This window comes from Halomonas sp. N3-2A (assembly GCF_002216165.1).
Taxonomy (GTDB): domain Bacteria; phylum Pseudomonadota; class Gammaproteobacteria; order Pseudomonadales; family Halomonadaceae; genus Vreelandella.
Genome location: NZ_CP022286.1, coordinates 3,554,690 through 3,572,040 on the forward strand (window position 1 = coordinate 3,554,690; position 17,351 = coordinate 3,572,040).

General features: G+C 54.8%; 17 protein-coding genes and 1 tRNA gene. 5 read left to right on the forward strand and 13 right to left on the reverse strand.

Features of this window, described 5'->3' with window-relative positions; translation table 11 throughout:
- Positions 1-8: 8 nt before the first annotated feature.
- Positions 9-236, reverse strand: coding sequence for a DUF2835 family protein (locus CEK60_RS16530; RefSeq protein WP_089039946.1), 228 nt, complete (start codon positions 234-236; stop codon positions 9-11).
- Positions 237-353: 117 nt separating this feature from the next.
- Here CEK60_RS16530 and CEK60_RS16535 point away from each other — a divergent pair, with 117 nt between their 5' ends.
- On the forward strand, positions 354-974 hold the full coding sequence (locus CEK60_RS16535; RefSeq protein WP_089039947.1) for a putative metalloprotease CJM1_0395 family protein: 621 nt from the start codon (positions 354-356) through the stop codon (positions 972-974).
- Positions 975-1,036: 62 nt separating this feature from the next.
- On the opposite strand, the gene CEK60_RS16540 is transcribed toward CEK60_RS16535, so the two are convergent.
- The 7 genes from CEK60_RS16540 to CEK60_RS16570 form a co-directional block, all read right to left on the reverse strand.
- Complete coding sequence (locus tag CEK60_RS16540; protein WP_089039948.1) at positions 1,037-1,516, reverse strand: C40 family peptidase; 480 nt, start codon at positions 1,514-1,516, stop codon at positions 1,037-1,039.
- A gap of 99 nt (positions 1,517-1,615) precedes the next feature.
- A complete protein-coding gene (locus tag CEK60_RS16545; RefSeq protein ID WP_089039949.1) occupies positions 1,616-2,245 on the reverse strand; it encodes a histidine phosphatase family protein in 630 nt (209 codons plus the stop codon).
- Positions 2,246-2,606: 361 nt separating this feature from the next.
- Positions 2,607-4,367 carry a bifunctional diguanylate cyclase/phosphodiesterase gene (locus CEK60_RS16550; protein ID WP_089039950.1) on the reverse strand — a complete coding sequence of 587 codons (1,761 nt, stop codon included), beginning with the start codon at positions 4,365-4,367 and terminating at the stop codon, positions 2,607-2,609.
- Positions 4,368-4,512: 145 nt separating this feature from the next.
- On the reverse strand, positions 4,513-6,432 hold the full coding sequence (locus tag CEK60_RS16555; protein ID WP_089039951.1) for an alkaline phosphatase D family protein: 1,920 nt from the start codon (positions 6,430-6,432) through the stop codon (positions 4,513-4,515).
- Between the two features lie 33 nt (positions 6,433-6,465).
- Complete coding sequence (locus CEK60_RS16560) at positions 6,466-7,830, reverse strand: sensor histidine kinase (protein WP_089039952.1); 1,365 nt, start codon at positions 7,828-7,830, stop codon at positions 6,466-6,468.
- Positions 7,827-8,501 (reverse strand): winged helix-turn-helix domain-containing protein, encoded by a 675-nt coding sequence (locus tag CEK60_RS16565; protein WP_038480583.1) that lies wholly within the window; start codon positions 8,499-8,501, stop codon positions 7,827-7,829. The genes CEK60_RS16560 and CEK60_RS16565 overlap by 4 nt, the downstream gene beginning before the upstream one ends.
- A gap of 11 nt (positions 8,502-8,512) precedes the next feature.
- A complete protein-coding gene (locus CEK60_RS16570; RefSeq protein ID WP_198361525.1) occupies positions 8,513-8,848 on the reverse strand; it encodes a PepSY domain-containing protein in 336 nt (111 codons plus the stop codon).
- A 208-nt stretch (positions 8,849-9,056) separates the two neighbouring features.
- On the opposite strand from CEK60_RS16570, the gene CEK60_RS16575 reads away from it, so the two are divergent.
- Positions 9,057-9,533: a PepSY domain-containing protein gene (locus CEK60_RS16575; protein WP_089039954.1), complete on the forward strand. Its 477-nt coding sequence runs from the start codon at positions 9,057-9,059 to the stop codon at positions 9,531-9,533.
- Positions 9,534-9,733: 200 nt separating this feature from the next.
- Positions 9,734-10,729 (forward strand): DUF1853 family protein, encoded by a 996-nt coding sequence (locus tag CEK60_RS16580; protein ID WP_089039955.1) that lies wholly within the window; start codon positions 9,734-9,736, stop codon positions 10,727-10,729.
- A gap of 12 nt (positions 10,730-10,741) precedes the next feature.
- Here the strand turns inward: CEK60_RS16580 and proB are convergent, their stop codons facing one another.
- The 4 genes from proB to rplU form a co-directional block, all read right to left on the reverse strand.
- Positions 10,742-11,902, reverse strand: a complete 1,161-nt coding sequence (proB, locus tag CEK60_RS16585) for a glutamate 5-kinase (protein WP_226912931.1) — start codon at positions 11,900-11,902, stop codon at positions 10,742-10,744.
- 61 nt (positions 11,903-11,963) lie between these two features.
- Complete coding sequence (cgtA, locus tag CEK60_RS16590) at positions 11,964-13,157, reverse strand: Obg family GTPase CgtA (RefSeq protein WP_089039956.1); 1,194 nt, start codon at positions 13,155-13,157, stop codon at positions 11,964-11,966.
- Between the two features lie 141 nt (positions 13,158-13,298).
- Positions 13,299-13,556 (reverse strand): 50S ribosomal protein L27, encoded by a 258-nt coding sequence (gene rpmA / locus CEK60_RS16595; protein ID WP_009097313.1) that lies wholly within the window; start codon positions 13,554-13,556, stop codon positions 13,299-13,301.
- Between the two features lie 30 nt (positions 13,557-13,586).
- Positions 13,587-13,898: a 50S ribosomal protein L21 gene (gene rplU / locus CEK60_RS16600; protein ID WP_009723801.1), complete on the reverse strand. Its 312-nt coding sequence runs from the start codon at positions 13,896-13,898 to the stop codon at positions 13,587-13,589.
- A 285-nt stretch (positions 13,899-14,183) separates the two neighbouring features.
- Between rplU and ispB the strand changes: the two genes are divergently transcribed.
- Positions 14,184-15,188, forward strand: coding sequence for an octaprenyl diphosphate synthase (gene ispB / locus CEK60_RS16605; RefSeq protein ID WP_089039957.1), 1,005 nt, complete (start codon positions 14,184-14,186; stop codon positions 15,186-15,188).
- 125 nt (positions 15,189-15,313) lie between these two features.
- A tRNA-Pro gene (locus CEK60_RS16610) sits at positions 15,314-15,390 on the forward strand.
- Between the two features lie 92 nt (positions 15,391-15,482).
- On the opposite strand, the gene CEK60_RS16615 is transcribed toward CEK60_RS16610, so the two are convergent.
- Positions 15,483-16,943 carry a M14 family zinc carboxypeptidase gene (locus CEK60_RS16615; RefSeq protein WP_089039958.1) on the reverse strand — a complete coding sequence of 487 codons (1,461 nt, stop codon included), beginning with the start codon at positions 16,941-16,943 and terminating at the stop codon, positions 15,483-15,485.
- Positions 16,944-17,351: the final 408 nt, after the last annotated feature.

Genomic DNA, 17,351 nt, shown 5'->3' on the forward strand with positions numbered 1-17,351 from the left:
ATGCCAAGTCAACTCTTTGAGAGAGGCTGAATGTTGATAAAACGACTCTGGTCAGAAAATTCCAATCGATAAACGCCATGAACGCCCTCTTGTCCTACTACGCGGCGCAGCGCTTCCGCAGGAAAAATGACCCAGCGGCCATCGACGCTGCGCGCTCGCACGTTCGAGTAGCGTCCTTCGTAATGCGCCAGGCACTCACTTTTTGACAGATGGATAACAACATCGATGATGGGCATGCGAATGATTAACCAAACAATAGCTAAGCGGTCGTTTTAGGCACGACGATTACGTGCTGCGATTCCTTCATAGATGCTCTATGCTAACGCAAACAGCTTATCCTTCGGTAATTGCTTATGGATCTTTCTACCCTAACCCCCTTTGTTTCTTCATATGCGTTACCGCAGCCTAAGGTAAGCAGCACACAGGCTAATCGGATACCGTCGGAGGAACAGAAGGCTCACTCCTCTGAGACTGCACAAGCCAGTGAAGAGACGGACTCATCCGCCAGTCGCGAAACGACCGGCCCTACGCGCCCCGACGGTACGCCGCTAGCACCGGAAGAGATCCAGCTTTTAGAACAGCTTAAGCAAACTGACCGGGAAGTTCGCCAGCATGAAATGGCCCACCAGACGGTAGGCGGCCCCTACACCGGCGGTGCCAGCTATGAGTACGAAGTTGGGCCCGACGGCAAACGCTATGCAGTTGCAGGCGAAGTTCCTATTGACTATGGCCCCGTGCCAGGTAACCCCACGGCGACTATTGAAAAGATGCAAACGGTCATCGCGGCAGCGTTGGCGCCGGCAGAACCTTCTTCTAAAGATATACAGGTGGCCGCTCAGGCAAGACAGTATTTATTGGAAGCCAAACTGGAAGCCGCTCGCGAGCAGAGCGAAATGAATGCTGCGCGAAGTGCTGGGGAGGCTACTACAGATACAGAAGAAGTGACCACAACATCTGATGAGCAGGCAGCCTGATCCGTTGGCTTTCCTACATTGGGTTGCAATTACATTGCAATTACTCAGCCTATTAATGTTGCTTAGGGTGCTGGTGAAGCAGCCCCTAAAAAGCGCTGATTCCAGTAATCGATATCCAGTGGCACGCTGACCACGGCTCGACCGCTGCCAGGTGCGTGGATCATCTGCCGGTTCCCGCCATAAATGCCTACGTGTGTGGCTTTGGCGCCATCTCCAAAGAACAGTAAATCACCTGGACGTGGCGCATCAACCGACGGCAGCGCGCGGAACTGATCGTTAGCAGTGCGGGGCACGCGGATGCCCGCAGCGCGATAAGTCATTTCCACAAGCCCCGAACAATCCAGCCCCTCCGGTGTATTGCCGCCAAAGCGATACGGTGTGCCAATCGCTTGCTGGGCATGAGAGAGAATCAGCGCGCGCTCCATCGAAATACCCGCTTGATCATTTGAGGCGGGAGCAGTCGTGATCTCTTTGCTGGCACACCCTGCTAATAGCAGCAGCGTGAATAGCGTTAACAGTGGGGACAGACGGATAAATGGCATACATCGCTCCGGCTCAGCACGTTAGCAATGCTTATATCATGGCCTATGCGCAGCTTACCCGCTACTGATTCGTAGGTTGTTATTACTAACACACGGTGACTAACGCCCTATCCACTCAACAAAGGTGGTTTCGCCCAGCGCATGCCGCTCGTGGCGCAGGCGGCTCATTGCAGCATAGGGCAAGTCCATCACTAAGCCGTTACCAAGCGGCTGCCCCAGCACTTGGCGCAGCAGCGCATTGCAGACAAACAGATGTGCAACTACCAACACGTGCTTACCGGGCGGATTAGCCAACAGCCGCTGCCAGGATTCACTAACCCGAGCATCCAGCGCCGCCAACGTTTCTCCTTCTGGGGGCGCGGATAGACAGGGATTAAACCAAAATTCGCTCATCGGCTCGCTGCCCTCATCGGCAAATACCTGGGCATGCGTTTTGCCTTCCCAGCGTCCCAGGTGAAGTTCAGCCAAGTCATCATCAACTTGTACAGGCACATCAAACTCCTCGCCCAGCCACAGCGCAAATTCGCGGCAACGCATCAGTGGCGAACTAATAATCGCATCGTAAGGTGGCCTGCCGTCCACCGTGTGGCGCATAACGGCATCACTCACTTGCTTCCAGCCCTTTTCACTCAGCGGGTGGTCGGTACTGCCACGTAACATGCGCCCGCCGACTGGCTCCCCATGGCGCATAATATCGATGGTGGTGATGTCTGCATTAGGAAAGCGCATGATTTCTGTTCCTCGACAGGCTGACTAGATGATTGCGTGACGCACACGGGCAAAGCCCCTCTCGGACACCAGCACCATGGCAAAAATCATCACATAGATAACGCTAACTGGATTCCAGGCGAGGCTGTTAATTGAGGCATTGAGCTACAAGCCAATACCATCATTGCCGGTAATGCTAATCACTGACGAATCACGTAGATTGATTGCCAGTCGATACGTTGAAAGGCCAATTAAGCACGGCATCACCTGAGCGGGTTATTTAGCAATGCCGCTATGGTGGTGTCCAACCATGACAGCGAAGAGACACTAAAATGACAAACGCATGACCGCTCAGCGACAGTTCAGTGGGTAAAACTCACTGTTACCTACTCCACGTCGGCACCACACAGCACCCTCGGCGCTCTACGAATAAACTGTTACCCACTATTTTTTTTGCTTGGTGCTTTAACTCGGAAAGTTGGGCGGCAATGTCTAGTGCCTTGCAGCGAGTGGTATCAGTGACCGGCTTAACAGCAATAGAAACACTGACAAAAGGAATAAACGTCACCGCACCCTGGCGGTTTTCTATATGGACTCCCCCTTGCTGACGGTCTACATCTTCATAAAACCCGGGCGCCATCACTTCAAAAGAGTGCAATATTTGCTGGCAAACGCCCTCCCACTGCGCTAGGGGAAGCAGCATCATAAAGTCATCACCGCCAATATGACCGATAAACCCGCCGGCGCTCTCTACCTGCGCTTGAAGCAAACGTGATAAGGAAATAATCACGTGATCGCCACGGGCATAGCCATAAGCATCGTTAAAGGCTTTGAAATTATCTAAATCAACGTAGGCGGCCGCAAACCCTTCGCGCTGATCGAGATAAGTAACCAACGTTTCGTTTATCAGAATATTACCCGGCAACCCGGTAAGCGGGTTGGCATGACGGGCCTGACGCACCTGAATGGCGGTAATTTCGCGCAACAGGTCCACTATCGTCCCCATTCCCAGATAGCAACCGCAACTATCCACAATCACGAAATCTTCCTGCTCGATATCGCGGCTATCGGTTAGCTGCTGGCTAAGCGCCTCAAGAGACAAATCTGCGTCGGCCACTAGCATTTTAGGATCCGCAATCTCTAACACCCGACGCTTTGCATACAACGCGTGGCTATAGGGGTTGGTAAATAGCGTTAAAAACGCATTGCGACGCACCACGGCTATTGGCACGCCATCTTCTACCACCGCCACGCAGCGTAGGCTTGTAACATCACGAAAGCGCTCGGCAAGCTCTGGTACGGAGCACGCCGGCGACACAGCACTTATCGCGCGTAAAATAGAGTGGGCGGTGCGCCCCGCCGGGCCTTTTAGCTGTGTCGTGGCAGGCAGCAGCATGTGCAGCTGCAAGGGCGGATGAAGGCTTGGTCGCGCAAAGTAAAACCCCTGAAGTAACGCCAATCCTCGGTCTAATTCCCATAGACAAAGGTGCTCAGCGGCAGTCTCAACTCCCTCAGCAATTAGTTGGCAGTCTAAGCTGCGCGCTACATCGAGAATCGAGCGTAAGAACTCACGCTTGGCAGGCTCTTGATCAATGCCAGAAATAAAGTGGCGGTCTAGTTTGACGAAATCAGGACGTAGTTCAGACCAATGGCGCAAACTGGAATGGCCTGCCCCTAAGTCATCCAACGCCACTTGAAAGCCCATATCGCGATAGTGGGCCACGGCTTGACGCATCAGCTCGTAATCATGAATAGGCACATGCTCAGTCAGCTCGATGACTACCCGCTCTGGGGGCAGGCCGCTCTCTTGGATGAAACTCAGCGTTAAGCCTTCACGGAAGTCACGCTCAACAATCGTCAGCGGCATCACGTTCAGAAACAGCAATCCGGGCAGTTCAAGTTCTGCAAAACGCTGAATCGCTAACCGTCGACACAGTAAATCCAGTTCGACTAACAATCCTGCTTGAGTCGCCACCTCAAACAGGCGTAATGGCGAGTGTAGCGGCGATGTTTTCGGGCCACGAATAAGCGCTTCATAGCCATAAATAGCCTGTTGATTGGCATTCACAATGGGCTGAAACAACACATGCAGCTCTTCTGCTGCAATAATCTGGTTCAACCACTGTGCTTCTTGTGCGGTCATATACCTGCTGCCCTATCAAACGTCGCCTGTTCCTTTGAGTGTTATAGCTCCAGCTGATTTTAAAGCGCCATCAGGAAAGCATTCGGACAGCAATCGTGCGACATTTCCATGTCGTTTGTATGACACTAAGGCCAACAGCCGCGGGCTAAGAGCGCGGGAGTTCTGACGGTGGAAACACCACATCACCGCCATCGACGTCTAACTGGCGAATATCCGTTGGGTGGCCCTGTTCATCCAGGCTTACCAGCCCAATCCCACTGGCATTCCATAGCCGCTCTCCAGCGCTGGCCCGGTCTGAGTCGCGGGGGTGAATACTCAGCTTGCGGCGCTTGGTGAACCAGTTGAGCGGTGAAAACGGCGCATAGAGCCAACGGTTCAAGCGGTCAAACGTGTTCAACAGCTGTTGTGGAAACGTATTTTTGATCCCGCTGGAGGTAATTTGCCAAAGATGCGGTGCCTGCTTTTGCCGACGTACAACAATGTCGTAGGCAAATGAGTAGTGGACGTCGCCAGATAAAATCACGTAGTTACCCGGCGTTTTTGAGTGCCGCCAAATATGCAGTAGCACATTGGCCGCCCCGCGATGCGCCATCCAGTTTTCAGCGTCCACCACCAACGGCTTGCCCGCCAAGGTAAATAGCTTTTGAATGATCTCTATCAGCTTGACCCCAAACATCGGAGCTGGGGAGACGATAACGGCGCTTTTAGTCCCCAGTAACGCTTGCTGCATTTCCATCAGCGCTTCCCAGTCCATTAAACCCGAAGGACGGTTGGGCTTTCTTTCGCTGCGCCAACGGCGGGTGCGCGTATCCAGCACGATTAGGGCAGGCGTGCCAGGCACCTGGTACTCCCAGCCCTGAAAGCGCAGTAACCGCTCGATAAATTTGTCCTGGGCGTTCGCGTTAAGCGAGCCTGCCTCTTCAAATAGTGTCGCGGCTTGAAGCAACAGCGGATTAAGCTTATCCGGTGCATTGCCCCATCCCTGACACAATAAATAAGCCACTAACGCATTGCCGATAATACGCTTTGAAAACGGATGGCCGTAGGCACAGCGCTCCCAGTCAGCGGTCAAGTTCCAGTCATCGGTGACATCGTGATCATCAAAGATCATCAGGCTGGGAACGTGGGCCATTAGCCGCGCGCACCGGGGCAGCCCCGCCACAAAGTCGTCAATCGCCACCTGCTCTTGCTGATAGGCATCCGTTTCTTTGTCACCCAACGCTGGCGGTTCAACAGCAATGAGCTGCCAGGGCGTTGGGGACCATACCAAGCAGTACATGGCGAGCATTTCTGCCAGTGTCACTAAGTGGTTTTGCGCATTTGCGGAGGTAAACACAGGCTTTTTAACGCCGCCAAAGAAACGCTCACGCAGCGCAGCGTTACTGGTCACATCCGGCAACAGCGCTTCACGGTGATAATAGCTTTCGGGGGCGGCGTAAAGCGCTTGACTGTCATCTACCGTGGCTCCTTCCAACTGCTCATCTACCAATCCCAAACGCTCAATCAGTGCGTGTACCGCACGCAGCATCGGACCAGCAACATCATCAACATAGACCTGGTCACCGGTCATCAGCAGCCAGGCTGGCCACTCTTTAGGGGTTGATTGGCGTTCGGCTAACCAGGTATCGGCCCGTACCAAGCCATCGGCGCTGTTGTGATGAGGTTTACGGCACGAACCGTGCATCAACCGGTGATGCCGAGAGGCCAGCACAAAGCCTGGATACGCTTCGCCCTCATGACATAACCAGGGCGCCCAATCCGGCAGGCGTTGCCATTCGCCTTGGGTACCCTGTACCTGCAGATCGTAGGCAATCCGCTCATCGGTGGGCAGTGCGGTCGGCAAGCTCAGGTCAATAAAATGAATATAGGCGTGCTGGCCAATCGCCACGCATTGATGCGACTTATCCAATGGGTGCGTCTGGACACCCACTTGTTCAGGGTAAAGCACCAGCTGCATAGTTAGCGGCCGGGTCGCGACTAGCCAAAGCACCAGCCGCGAAGGCGAAAGGCGACGCAGCAGTGGCCCCACCAGTACGTCCGGCAATGTCTTGGCGATTTGCGTCATGTCATTGTCTCTTGGTTAGGTCATGCATAGTAACTACCGAGCAACCACAGGTAACTCAATAACCACCTCTAATCCACCCGCCTGGGCACGTTGCAGATGCATTTGCCCTTGATACAGCGCGACAAGATCCGTCACGATGGCCAGCCCAAGTCCACTACCAGAACGTTGCTCATCGAGACGTTTGCCGCGCTGCACGGCGGCTTGGCACTCCTGTGCGGACATACCTGGGCCATCATCGCTCACTCGTAGCGACAGCCGTTGGCCATCGGTTTGCAGACTAATGCTCACCTCGCTGGTCGCCCAGCGAAGTGCGTTGTCCAACAGGTTACCGACGATTTCCTGAAGATCCTGCCCATCCATATGGACGCGCGCGCTGCCGTCTATGTGTTGCTGCAGGCGAATATGACGGCGCTGCGCCAGACGTGTAAGCCCAGTGATCAACGCTGCTAACGTATCCTGTACGGCAATTGGGGCGAAACGCGCCCCCTCGCCAGCAGCGGATGCCCGCGCTAAGTGGTGACGCACCGCATTGTCGATGCGCGAAAGCTCAACCTCCCAAAGAGCGCGGCTTTCGCTGGGCAATTGCTTAACCAGTAATCGCATAACGCTTAGTGGGGTTTTTAACGCATGGGCAAGGTTGCCCGCGGTATGGCGGCTTCGTTCAATCAAACGTTGGTCACGAATAAGTACGGCATTCATTGACTCCGCTAGCATCGCCAGCTCATCCGGCAAGTGGGTGTCGAGCTGCTCAGCCCGCCCTTGCTCGACGTCCCGGAGATTGGCATTCATGCGTCGCAGGGGTGCCAACCCCCAGCGCACCTGCAGCGCCAGTACACCTAACAGCAGCGCCCCCAGGCCCACCAGCCCCAGCCATAAAGCTTGTTGAAACTGTCGAATATCTTCTCGCAACGCGTCATCACGGGCGGCAATGCTAACATGCAGCGGGGTTTCCAACGGGGCAAGGTAAATATCTCGCTCGACAATGCGCAACTGTTGGCCTCGCGGGCCGCTCCATGTGCGAGCCGATAGGTTTGTATTATCGACAACCGGTAGGCGCTGATCCCACAGCGAGCGCGACGTTGCCGAAAGCTGGTCATGGTCGGTAATTTGCCAATACCAGCCGGAATAAACCTGTTCAAAACGCGGGTCGCCCAGTGATCGATCGTAACTTATCTGCTGGGCGACCGGGTCAAAGGTAACCCCCGCAATGATAACGTTCAGCGTTGTCTCCAAGCGTTCATCAAAGGCATGAATTGCTGACGTACGATAATGGTGAGTGAGTAGCCAACCCGCCATTGGCAACGCTAGCAACACCATTAACAGTGCCGCTAGTAGAAGACGCAACGTAATCGAACGGGTCGACCAACGCTGAGCCCAACGGGTCATAGCTGACTTCATGCGCCGGAAGGCTCTTCAGCGAGTAAGCGATACCCTTGGCCACGCAGCGTAGCAATCCGCCATGCGCCTAATTTACGCCGCAACCGGCTCACTTGAACATCAATCACGTTGGAGTCGGGCTCATGATCACGGTCATAGACATGTTCAGAGAGCTCGCTGCGGCTAACCACGCGCGGGGCGGCATGCATTAAGTAGCTGAGTAGACGCGTTTCCTGGGCGGTTATGCTAACCGGCCTGCCCGCCAGCGTGACATGCTGGGTATGGGTATCCAGGCGTAGCTCACCCACTTTTAGCACGGGATGGGCATGGCCATGACTACGACGCACCAGGGCACGCAGCCGAAACATGACCTCGGCAGGTTCAAAGGGTTTCGTCACATAGTCATCGGCCCCTGCGGTAAAGCCCGCCGCTTTATCAGCCCAGCGCTCCCGCGCCGTTAAAATCAATACTGGCAGATCAATACCGTCTTCACGCCATGCAGAGAGCCAGCGTGTGCCTTCACCATCGGGTAGCCCCACATCAAGGATGACCGTGTCATAGGCTTCCGTGCGCACTAGAAAATCGGCTTCCTGGCCATTTTCCGCATGCTCTACCAGCCAATCACCCTCCCGTAGCGCTTGAATAAGCTCACGGGCGAGCGCCTGGTCGTCCTCTACCAGTAAACACTTCATGAATAGCTACCTTATTGGCGGCGCATCTCGTTAATACGCACACCTTCTATTTTCATTAACTGTCCACTATGGCCATCAAACTCAAACTCAACCACTTGATTCTGAGCGCCCAGCAGTTTGATCTCATACTCTACATGACCATCCTCACGCTCGACCTCTACTTCTATTACCTCGCCGATATAATTAGCCTCAAGCCAGTCCAAAATGGACTCTAAGGGCACGACATCGCCTCGCTGCACTTCACTGTGCAACGCTTCCCAGGGCTGATCACCAATGGCACTACCGGCCAGTGCAATAGCAAACATCGCGACAACGACGTTAACAGGCAGCACTTTGTGCAAGCGCATGCGTGGCAGGCGCTGCCAATAACGTGAAAGGGTTCGCGTGAGGGGTATCTTGTTCATCGTACTAGCATGCCAAAAGCAACATGAACGTTAGATGAATGGCTTTGTCAGCTTACGGAAAGAACCGCGGTGCTATAACTGTTTTGCCTCATGACGAATGCTGTCTCATTCAACAGATGACGTCATTCAACAAACCAAGAAGGAATTTGATATGAACGCTATGAAAAAAATGTTGCTGATCCCGACCTCCGCGCTGCTGTTAACTGCGGCTGCAGGTAGCGTGCAAGCTGATACATTGCCGGTTGATCAGATTGACAGTGTGCTAACCCATGCCACTGACTATGGGTTCACCCATTATGAAGAGATCAGTATTAAGAGCCGTGGCCGTGCCGAGGTTGAAGGCTGGCTTGATGACGAATGGTACGCCGACATTGAGTTTTCCATCGATAGTGGCGAAACACTGCAAGAAGAGCGAGAGCGTCTAATTACCAGTGCCTGGGGCATGAGTGAAGATGATATTCGCCAAGCACTCGAGGTAGCAAGCCAAGAGGGTATGAGCGAATTTGAAGATATCGACATTGATAAAAGCGGCATGATTGATGTGGAAGGCCGCGATGAAAATGGTCGTGAAATAGAAGTCAGTCTACGCCAAGATTCCTTCCAAGTGAGTAACGTTGACCGCGACTAACGGGATAGCACAATTCAGCATTAACTAACACAAACCATTATGCGGGCCACTTAGGCCCGCTTTTGCTGGCAGCTCATAATGTTTGATACGACAAATAAGCGCCGTAAGTTACTTTTTTAATTAGCCAGTGGGACATTGCCAGCAACGCGCTGTAATGTGGTACGCATCATCAATAGTTATTGACTGTGTACTTCTGGGAGATGCCTTTGACGCTACCCGCCACCGCAGAAGGCGTAAGCGACCGCCTAGAACATTCGGTATTGCGTGATCTTGCGTGGTTGCTCGCCACGCCTGATTTGATTGAGCTAACGGGGCCGACTACCTATCCAGGCAGGCCAACACGCCAGGAGCTTGGCTTAGTAGATTCAATTGATGACTGGTTGGCGAATCTTTCGTCACTAGTGAGAGCGCTAGATGGCCAACTGGCGACACGCATGGGGCACTACCATGAGCGGCTGTGGCACCTGATGTTAGATAACGCGCCTAACACACGACTGCTCGCCAAAAACCTGCGTATTACCCAGCAGCGCAATACCCTGGGCGAACTGGATATGCTCTATCGAACACGGGACAACCCCAACCCCATCCATTTGGAAGTGGCGATAAAGTTCTATCTTGGCCTACCCGAAGGGCCTGGCGATGCCACCTGCCAAAGCCGCTGGATTGGCCCTGGCGGGCTGGATAGCCTGGCGCTGAAATGTAGCCATCTGCGCCATCATCAGTTGCCAATTTCGCGCACTGCCACCGCGCAAGCGATCATCGCCTACTGGCTAGCGCCCAGAGATATAGGGCCCACCCCACCACTCCATCATCCACTGGCGCAGCGCCTAGCGATGCCCGGCGTACTGTTTTATCCCTGGCACGCAACGTTACCGCCGCCCAGCGGTGCAACGGCCGATCATCGCCGTGGTAAGTGGTGTTATCTAAGGGATTGGCCGCAATTCGCAGCCCAGCGAAGCGAGGCACTGAAAATGGCATGGCTAGAGAAGCCTCACTGGCTAGCACCGCCGCCATTGGCTAGGTTCTACTCTGCCAAGAAACATATGGCAGACGTGACGCCACTCATCCATCGCTACGGGCCGCAGCAAGTAGTGCTATACGACCCGCAGGCTGAGGAAAAGCCGCTTGAGCGACTAGTCATCGTGCCTGACGACTGGCCGCGCCAAGTACCGCTACCGCCCCGTACTCGCGATTAAACAACCAGCTCGTTAAACAACCACCAAGTTATCGCGATGGATCAGCTCGTGAGCCTCCACGTAACCCAGAATTGCTTCAATCTGGTGGCTCGGTTGGCCCGCTAACTGACGGGCTTCATCCGCGCCGTAGTTCACCAATCCTTTAGCCACGCGTGCGCCCTGTTCATCCACGCACAACACCATATCACCGCGCTTAAAGCTGCCCTGCACTTCACGTACGCCCACCGCCAACAGGCTAGAGCCTTTGCCACGCAGCACATTGACAGCCCCAGCATCCAGTACCAAGGTGCCACGCACCTGCAACTGACCTGCCAGCCAGCGCTTGCGAGCAGCGATGGGCGCTTGAGCTGGGCGCAACAGAGTGCCCAGCGCCTCGCCTGACATGATGCGGGAAATAACGTCCGGCTGGCGGCCGCTGGCAATCACCGTGACCGCGCCGGAACGGGCAGCCAATTGTGCAGCACGAATTTTGGTGCTCATGCCACCGCGTCCCAAGGCGCCTCCACTACCAGCAACAGCGGCTAAGCGCGGGTCGTCGGCACGGCCTTCAGCAATCATTTTGGCATTGGGGTCGTGGCGAGGGTCGGCGTCAAACAGCCCCTCCTGATCGGTGAGCAGCAGCAGCGCATCGGCTTCTAACAGGTTGGCTACCAGCGCGCCAAGCGTATCGTTATCGCCAAAGCGAATCTCGTCGGTGACGACGGTATCGTTTTCGTTGATCACCGGCACCACACGCATCTCAACCAAGGTACGCAGCGCTGACAATGCGTTGAGATAGCGCTTGCGGTTGGAAAGGTCATCGTGGGTGAGCAGAATCTGGGCCGTTAACATACCGTGGCGAGCAAAATGCTGCTCGTAGCACTGGGTGAGACCGTTTTGGCCTACCGCCGCAGCTGCCTGAAGCTCATGAACGGCACTGGGACGCGCTTGCCACCCCAGGCGCACCATGCCCGCCGCTACGGCACCCGAGGATACCAGCACAACTTCTTTGCCCTGCTGATGCAGCGTGGCAATCTGGTCGACCCAGCCACCAATGGCCGGCTCATCCAAGCCTCGACCATCGTTGGTGAGCAGCGCGCTACCAATTTTAACCACCACCCGGCGGGCGCTGCTTAACGCCTCACGGCCGGGCAACTGCTCATTGCTTTCCACGTCGCGACTCTCCCAAGCCATTCCGCTCACGCGTTTGATTCCGTTGACCCTGCTGACGTCACCCACTCGACCGACGGATCGGTTACGGGGCGTACTCTACCTCGACATCGTAATCATCATCGTCAAAATCGTCGTCATCTTCATCTTCGTCGTCGCGTTTACGTCGACGGCCAAGACGCGCTTCCGTACGGGCCACTGATTCTTCTTCCATGCGGCGGCGCATTTCCTGCTCGCGGGCATGGGCTTCTTCATCTTCATTTTCCAGGCGCTGCTGCTCTGTCAGCCAGCGATACGCTGCCTGCACCAGCTTGTCAGTGCCGTCGCTGCTGATGGCCGAGATGCGGAATACCGGGCCATCCCAGTTCAGCGCTTGGATAATCGCCTCGGCGCGGGCTTCGCGCTCATCTTCCGGCAGCAGGTCAAATTTATTCAGAACTAACCAACGCGGCCGCTCAGAAAGCGCCGGCGAGAACTGGCCTAGCTCGTGAATAATCGCCTGCGCCGCTTCCACGGGGTCAGACTCGTCAAACGGCGCCACATCCACCACGTGGAACAACAGACGTGTACGGGTCAGGTGCTTCAAGAAACGTAACCCCAGGCCCGCGCCATCAGAGGCACCCTCGATCAGCCCCGGCACATCGGCCATCACAAAGTGCTCGTGCATCCCCAGCTTCACAACCCCCAAGTTAGGCACCAGGGTAGTGAACGGATAGTTCGCCACTTTGGGTTTGGCCGCGGATACCGAACGGATCAGCGTGGACTTGCCCGCATTCGGCATGCCCAGCAGGCCGACGTCAGCCATTACCTTCATTTCCAGCCGCAGGTTGCGGCGATCTCCTTCAGTGCCCGGCGTGGTGCGGCGAGGCGCACGGTTGGTCGAAGATTTAAAGTGAATATTGCCCAACCCACGGCGACCACCTTCGGCCACCAGTACCACCTGACCGATATCGGTGACATCGGCGATGACCTCAAGGGTATCCTCATCGATCACCGTGGTGCCCACCGGCACTTTCACATGCAGGTCTTCACCGGCTTTACCGCTCATCTGGCGGCCCATGCCGCCCTGGCCATTTTCAGCTTTGTAAAAACGCTGAAACTTGAAATCAATCAAGGTATTCAGTGAATCGTCACCAATTAGGTAGACGCTGCCACCATGGCCACCATCGCCACCATCAGGGCCACCTTTGGGCACATATTTTTCGCGGCGAAAGCTCAGACAGCCATTGCCGCCTTTACCTGCCTCAACAATAATCGAGGCTTCATCGACGAACTGCATTGGATTCTCCCGGCCGCTTCCGCCGCCCTAACTGCAATATCCCGCCCATTAATAACAGGCAAAAGGGATCGAAAAGACAAAAAAGCCCCGCCATGGCGGGGCTTTTATTTCGTCATCTTCGCTCTGCGCAACAGCTGTTGCTTAGGCAGAAACGATGCTAACGAATTTACGGTTGTTCGGACCTTTGGTCTCGAACTTCACGAAGCCGTCGTTCAAAGCGAACAGCGTGTGATCACGGCCCAGGCCAACGCCAGTGCCTGCGTGGAAACGAGTGCCACGCTGACGAACGATGATGCTACCCGCGCTGGCTGCTTGGCCACCGAAGAGTTTCACACCTAAGCGTTTGGACTCGGAATCGCGACCGTTACGCGTGGAGCCGGCTGCCTTTTTATGTGCCATTGCAAAATCCTCCTTAAGGGAATCGACTGCTTACGCAGAAATTCCGGTAATTTTGACTTCAGTGAACCACTGACGGTGGCCCTGACGCTTCATGCTGTGCTTCCGGCGACGGAACTTGATAATCGTTACTTTATCGCCACGGCCGTGGGAAACGATTTCAGCGGACACTTTGGCACCGCTTACTAAAGGCGCGCCAACGTTGACGTCATCGCCGTCTGCAACCAACAGCACTTCATCAAACTCAATCGTTTCGCCGGTAGCGACTTCGATTTTTTCGAGCTTGAGGGTTTGACCTTCTTGAACGCGGTACTGTTTGCCACCGCTTTTAATAACTGCGTACATGTCGCTCTCCGGACTTGTCGTTAATGCCGATTACGCCCCGCGTAACCAACGCTCATCGCCTTCCGCTCTTATCGACCTGCTGCGAGTGGCGCCCCTTTTGGCAGCCATCTGACAGGGAGCATGATGAGTGGGTCGCGAATTATAGCGACTATCGCGGTTTACCACAAGACTACGGGGCATTGTCAATCACACATCACACCACGAACGTCTATCACTACCTTGACGCCTCACAGACAGCCCCATAGCATGGCCCCAACTATCCTCCCCCCGCGATGAACGGAACCCATGACAGCCAACGTCTCTCAAACCCCGCCTGCCAGCCCAACGCCTTCACCGCTGCACGCCGTGGTGGCCGATGACTTTGACGCCGTAAACCGGACCATTGTCGCGCAGCTGAATTCCAAGGTGCCGCTGGTGGAAACCATCGGCCAATATATTATTGAAAGCGGCGGCAAGCGCCTGCGCCCGTTACTCGTGCTGCTGGCTGCCCGGTCACTGGGCTATGAGGGCGACAAACACATCACCCTGGCCACGCTGATCGAATTTATGCACACCTCCACGCTGCTGCACGACGATGTGGTCGATGAATCGCACATGCGGCGTGGCAAAAAAACCGCCAACGATGCCTGGGGCAACGCACCATCCGTACTGGTGGGTGACTTCCTCTATTCGCGCTCGTTTCAAATGATGGTGGACGTAGGATCGATGCGCATTATGGCGATTCTGTCCGGCGCGACCTGCGTGATTGCCGAAGGCGAAGTGCTGCAGCTCACCAATATCGGTAACCCCAGCATTTCTGAAGCGGATTACTTTGAAACCATTCAAGGCAAAACAGCGATGCTGTTTGAAGCCGCCTCCCACAGCGGTGCCGTGCTTGCCGACGCCACACCTGAGCAAGAGCGCGCCCTGCAGTACTACGGCCGCTATTTAGGTCTCGCCTTCCAGCTCATCGACGACCTGCTGGATTACCAAGGCGACGCCGAGGCCATGGGCAAAAATGTCGGCGACGACCTGGCAGAAGGCAAACCGACCCTACCGCTCATTCATGCTATGGAGCGCGGCACACCGGAACAGGCAAAGCTAATCCGCCAAGTGATTCGCAAGGGCGGGCTGGAACAGCTCGACGAGGTGCTTGAGATCATCAATGCCACTGGCGCGCTGGAATATACCCGCGCACGGGCCGTTGAGATGGCCGATAAAGCCCTAGCCGAACTCGATGCTCTGCCACCCAGCCCCTATCGCGATAGCATGGCTAGCATCGCTCGGTTAGCGGTTGATCGCAAAGCATAAAGCCTGCGCAACAAAGCAACCCAACACGAAAAAGGGACTTGAAAAAAACCCTTCGCCTGCGTATGATTCGCTCCGTTGTTGAGCGCTGCTTAGCGCGCTTTTAATAGCATCGTTGCAACAATATTCGGAATATAGCTCAGCTTGGTAGAGCGCTGCCTTCGGGAGGCAGAGGTCGTAGGTTCGAATCCTGCTATTCCGACCAAGAATTCCAGAAAAAACGGCCACTTAGCTCTTAGAGCAAGTGGCCGTTTTTGCTAATGGCTGCTAGGCCTTTCCGTGAACAACCTAGTGGATTTACCCAACTAGACCATCCTCCAGACCTTGCGACACTCCAGCCAGAAAGGCCTCTTCAAAGCCCCCTGCCTCTTCAGCAATATTCGCGACAACCGCATCGTCACTATACAGGTCAGCAAAGTCGACATATTCAGAGCGTTCAGCTATCTGCTGTGCAATAGCCGGGTCCAGAGAGTCGAATTCCCCCGATGCCATGAACTCGATCACACCTATCATGCTGAGCCACCCTTCCAGAGTCAGAGCTGCAGCTAATGCGCTGTAATCTAGGTCAAGACCTTGAGCAAGCTGATCCATCTCCTGGAGCCCACGCTGCTCGATCAACAACGTGGGGGTACCATCAAGTGCAAAGCCGTTGCGGCTGATAGCCGGGTTATCACTACCGGGGAACAGGGTCAGGCTGTCATGCTCGAAGTCTTCCAAGGCTTCCTTGATGGCAACCACAGCGCGCTGCCCCGATTCCATCAAGGCAGGCTCCACTTCATCGCTGGTCGCCCAGAGCACCGACATGCTATCCAGCGTCTCATCCTCAGACCGGTAGTTGTTCTGATGATGGTAATCGAGGTATAAGTCGGGCCGATACTCCTTGACAACTTCTCTCACCGCCGCCGATTCCGGAGCCTGCTCAGGGTTCTGCTCCTCGTTGGGGTCATAAGTACGATTGAGATCGATGTCATTCGAGTTACGACGCGGGTCGAGCACATCTTCAGCTCCTGCAACCTGCTGCTCCCAGCGGGCAAAGCCGTCCGGATTGACTCGAGGCATGACCACTACGGTTACCTCTTCTCGCAATGCTTTAGCTTCGACACTATCTCCTGCCAGATAGTCCAGCAGGTACAAAGCCGCCTCGGTTCCCAGCGGCTCGTCCCCATGCTGCTGAGTAGCAATCATCAGCGTCTTGGGTCCACTACCGACTACCGCTTTGTAAAGCGGGTTACCTTCCACGGACTCTCCAACCTGAGAAAGGTCCATGGATTCGTACTCAGTATCCAGGCGCTGCAATTCAGCATATAGCTGTTCATTACTGTGAAGGCTCTCCATGACCAGAGACTGCTCGGCACTGTAATTTTCTGCTGATACGTTCTGGCTATAATAGTCGGCAACCGCCAGCTTGGCATTCAAAGCCTCTGTATCAGTGTCTGCCGCGGCCTTTATCACGGCCCCGCGGAGTTCTGCACGACTTAGCTCACCGGCTTCTAACTTGCTAGCCCAGAAGTCATGGCCTTCCGTGTCCGCCGCTCTAGCAAACAGCTGCTCATAGAGGTCAGCAACATATTCGCTATCAGATGCCTCTTGCATGTACGTCTGAGCTTCCTTCGAGCTCGCAATTTCAGACAATACGGCCTGAAGTCCATCGCTTTCCAGCCGCTCCTGCCAGAAACCAAACCCTTCGGGGTCTGCCGCGCGGCCAAGTAGAGAAAAGTAGATCGATTGTACTATTTTACCGCTATCCTGAAGCTCCATAATCATTATTCCTTTAACGGGTCTGGGGCCTTTGTCCACTGCCCTATCCAATATGGGAAGATATCTTGAAGGCTACTCACCCTAGCCTAACTTATTGTTTTAGCAACCTTCTATTAAGGTTTCTAATATACCACCTACTTACTTTAGTACTCTTGCTCAAAAACTGCCAACGGGTTCAGGGCATAAGGAAAACACGGCATAAATCCTGCCGCAGCTGCCTAATCCGCTCCGGTGGAGTAAAATCTCGGTTTTGTCCGAAAAGTCGGGGGTACTAACGGTACCAAAGGCGTGGGGGTTGGGCTGTGCTTCTTTCCTTTGACTTCTTTACCAGTCGATCTAAGGTACGGGTAGTTAGGCTGGCAGTCGTTTTAGCCATTGAGGTCACCTTTTTCTAGGTTCCAAATAGGT

What these genes read in the sequence shown, in the direction of transcription:
- CEK60_RS16560 (WP_089039952.1), bottom strand. Translation starts at nt 7,830, where the DNA reads ATGAAGTCAGCTATGACCCGTTGGGCTCAGCGTTGGTCGACCCGTTCG.
- proB (WP_226912931.1), bottom strand. Translation starts at nt 11,902, where the DNA reads ATGGCTTGGGAGAGTCGCGACGTGGAAAGCAATGAGCAGTTGCCCGGC.
- CEK60_RS16580 (WP_089039955.1), top strand. Translation starts at nt 9,734, where the DNA reads ATGCCTTTGACGCTACCCGCCACCGCAGAAGGCGTAAGCGACCGCCTA.
- rplU (WP_009723801.1), bottom strand. Translation starts at nt 13,898, where the DNA reads ATGTACGCAGTTATTAAAAGCGGTGGCAAACAGTACCGCGTTCAAGAA.
- CEK60_RS16550 (WP_089039950.1), bottom strand. Translation starts at nt 4,367, where the DNA reads ATGACCGCACAAGAAGCACAGTGGTTGAACCAGATTATTGCAGCAGAA.
- CEK60_RS16545 (WP_089039949.1), bottom strand. Translation starts at nt 2,245, where the DNA reads ATGCGCTTTCCTAATGCAGACATCACCACCATCGATATTATGCGCCAT.
- CEK60_RS16535 (WP_089039947.1), top strand. Translation starts at nt 354, where the DNA reads ATGGATCTTTCTACCCTAACCCCCTTTGTTTCTTCATATGCGTTACCG.
- cgtA (WP_089039956.1), bottom strand. Translation starts at nt 13,157, where the DNA reads ATGCAGTTCGTCGATGAAGCCTCGATTATTGTTGAGGCAGGTAAAGGC.
- rpmA (WP_009097313.1), bottom strand. Translation starts at nt 13,556, where the DNA reads ATGGCACATAAAAAGGCAGCCGGCTCCACGCGTAACGGTCGCGATTCC.
- CEK60_RS16530 (WP_089039946.1), bottom strand. Translation starts at nt 236, where the DNA reads ATGCCCATCATCGATGTTGTTATCCATCTGTCAAAAAGTGAGTGCCTG.
- CEK60_RS16615 (WP_089039958.1), bottom strand. Translation starts at nt 16,943, where the DNA reads ATGGAGCTTCAGGATAGCGGTAAAATAGTACAATCGATCTACTTTTCT.
- CEK60_RS16540 (WP_089039948.1), bottom strand. Translation starts at nt 1,516, where the DNA reads ATGCCATTTATCCGTCTGTCCCCACTGTTAACGCTATTCACGCTGCTG.
- ispB (WP_089039957.1), top strand. Translation starts at nt 14,184, where the DNA reads ATGACAGCCAACGTCTCTCAAACCCCGCCTGCCAGCCCAACGCCTTCA.
- CEK60_RS16570 (WP_198361525.1), bottom strand. Translation starts at nt 8,848, where the DNA reads ATGCGCTTGCACAAAGTGCTGCCTGTTAACGTCGTTGTCGCGATGTTT.
- CEK60_RS16565 (WP_038480583.1), bottom strand. Translation starts at nt 8,501, where the DNA reads ATGAAGTGTTTACTGGTAGAGGACGACCAGGCGCTCGCCCGTGAGCTT.
- CEK60_RS16575 (WP_089039954.1), top strand. Translation starts at nt 9,057, where the DNA reads ATGAACGCTATGAAAAAAATGTTGCTGATCCCGACCTCCGCGCTGCTG.
- CEK60_RS16555 (WP_089039951.1), bottom strand. Translation starts at nt 6,432, where the DNA reads ATGACGCAAATCGCCAAGACATTGCCGGACGTACTGGTGGGGCCACTG.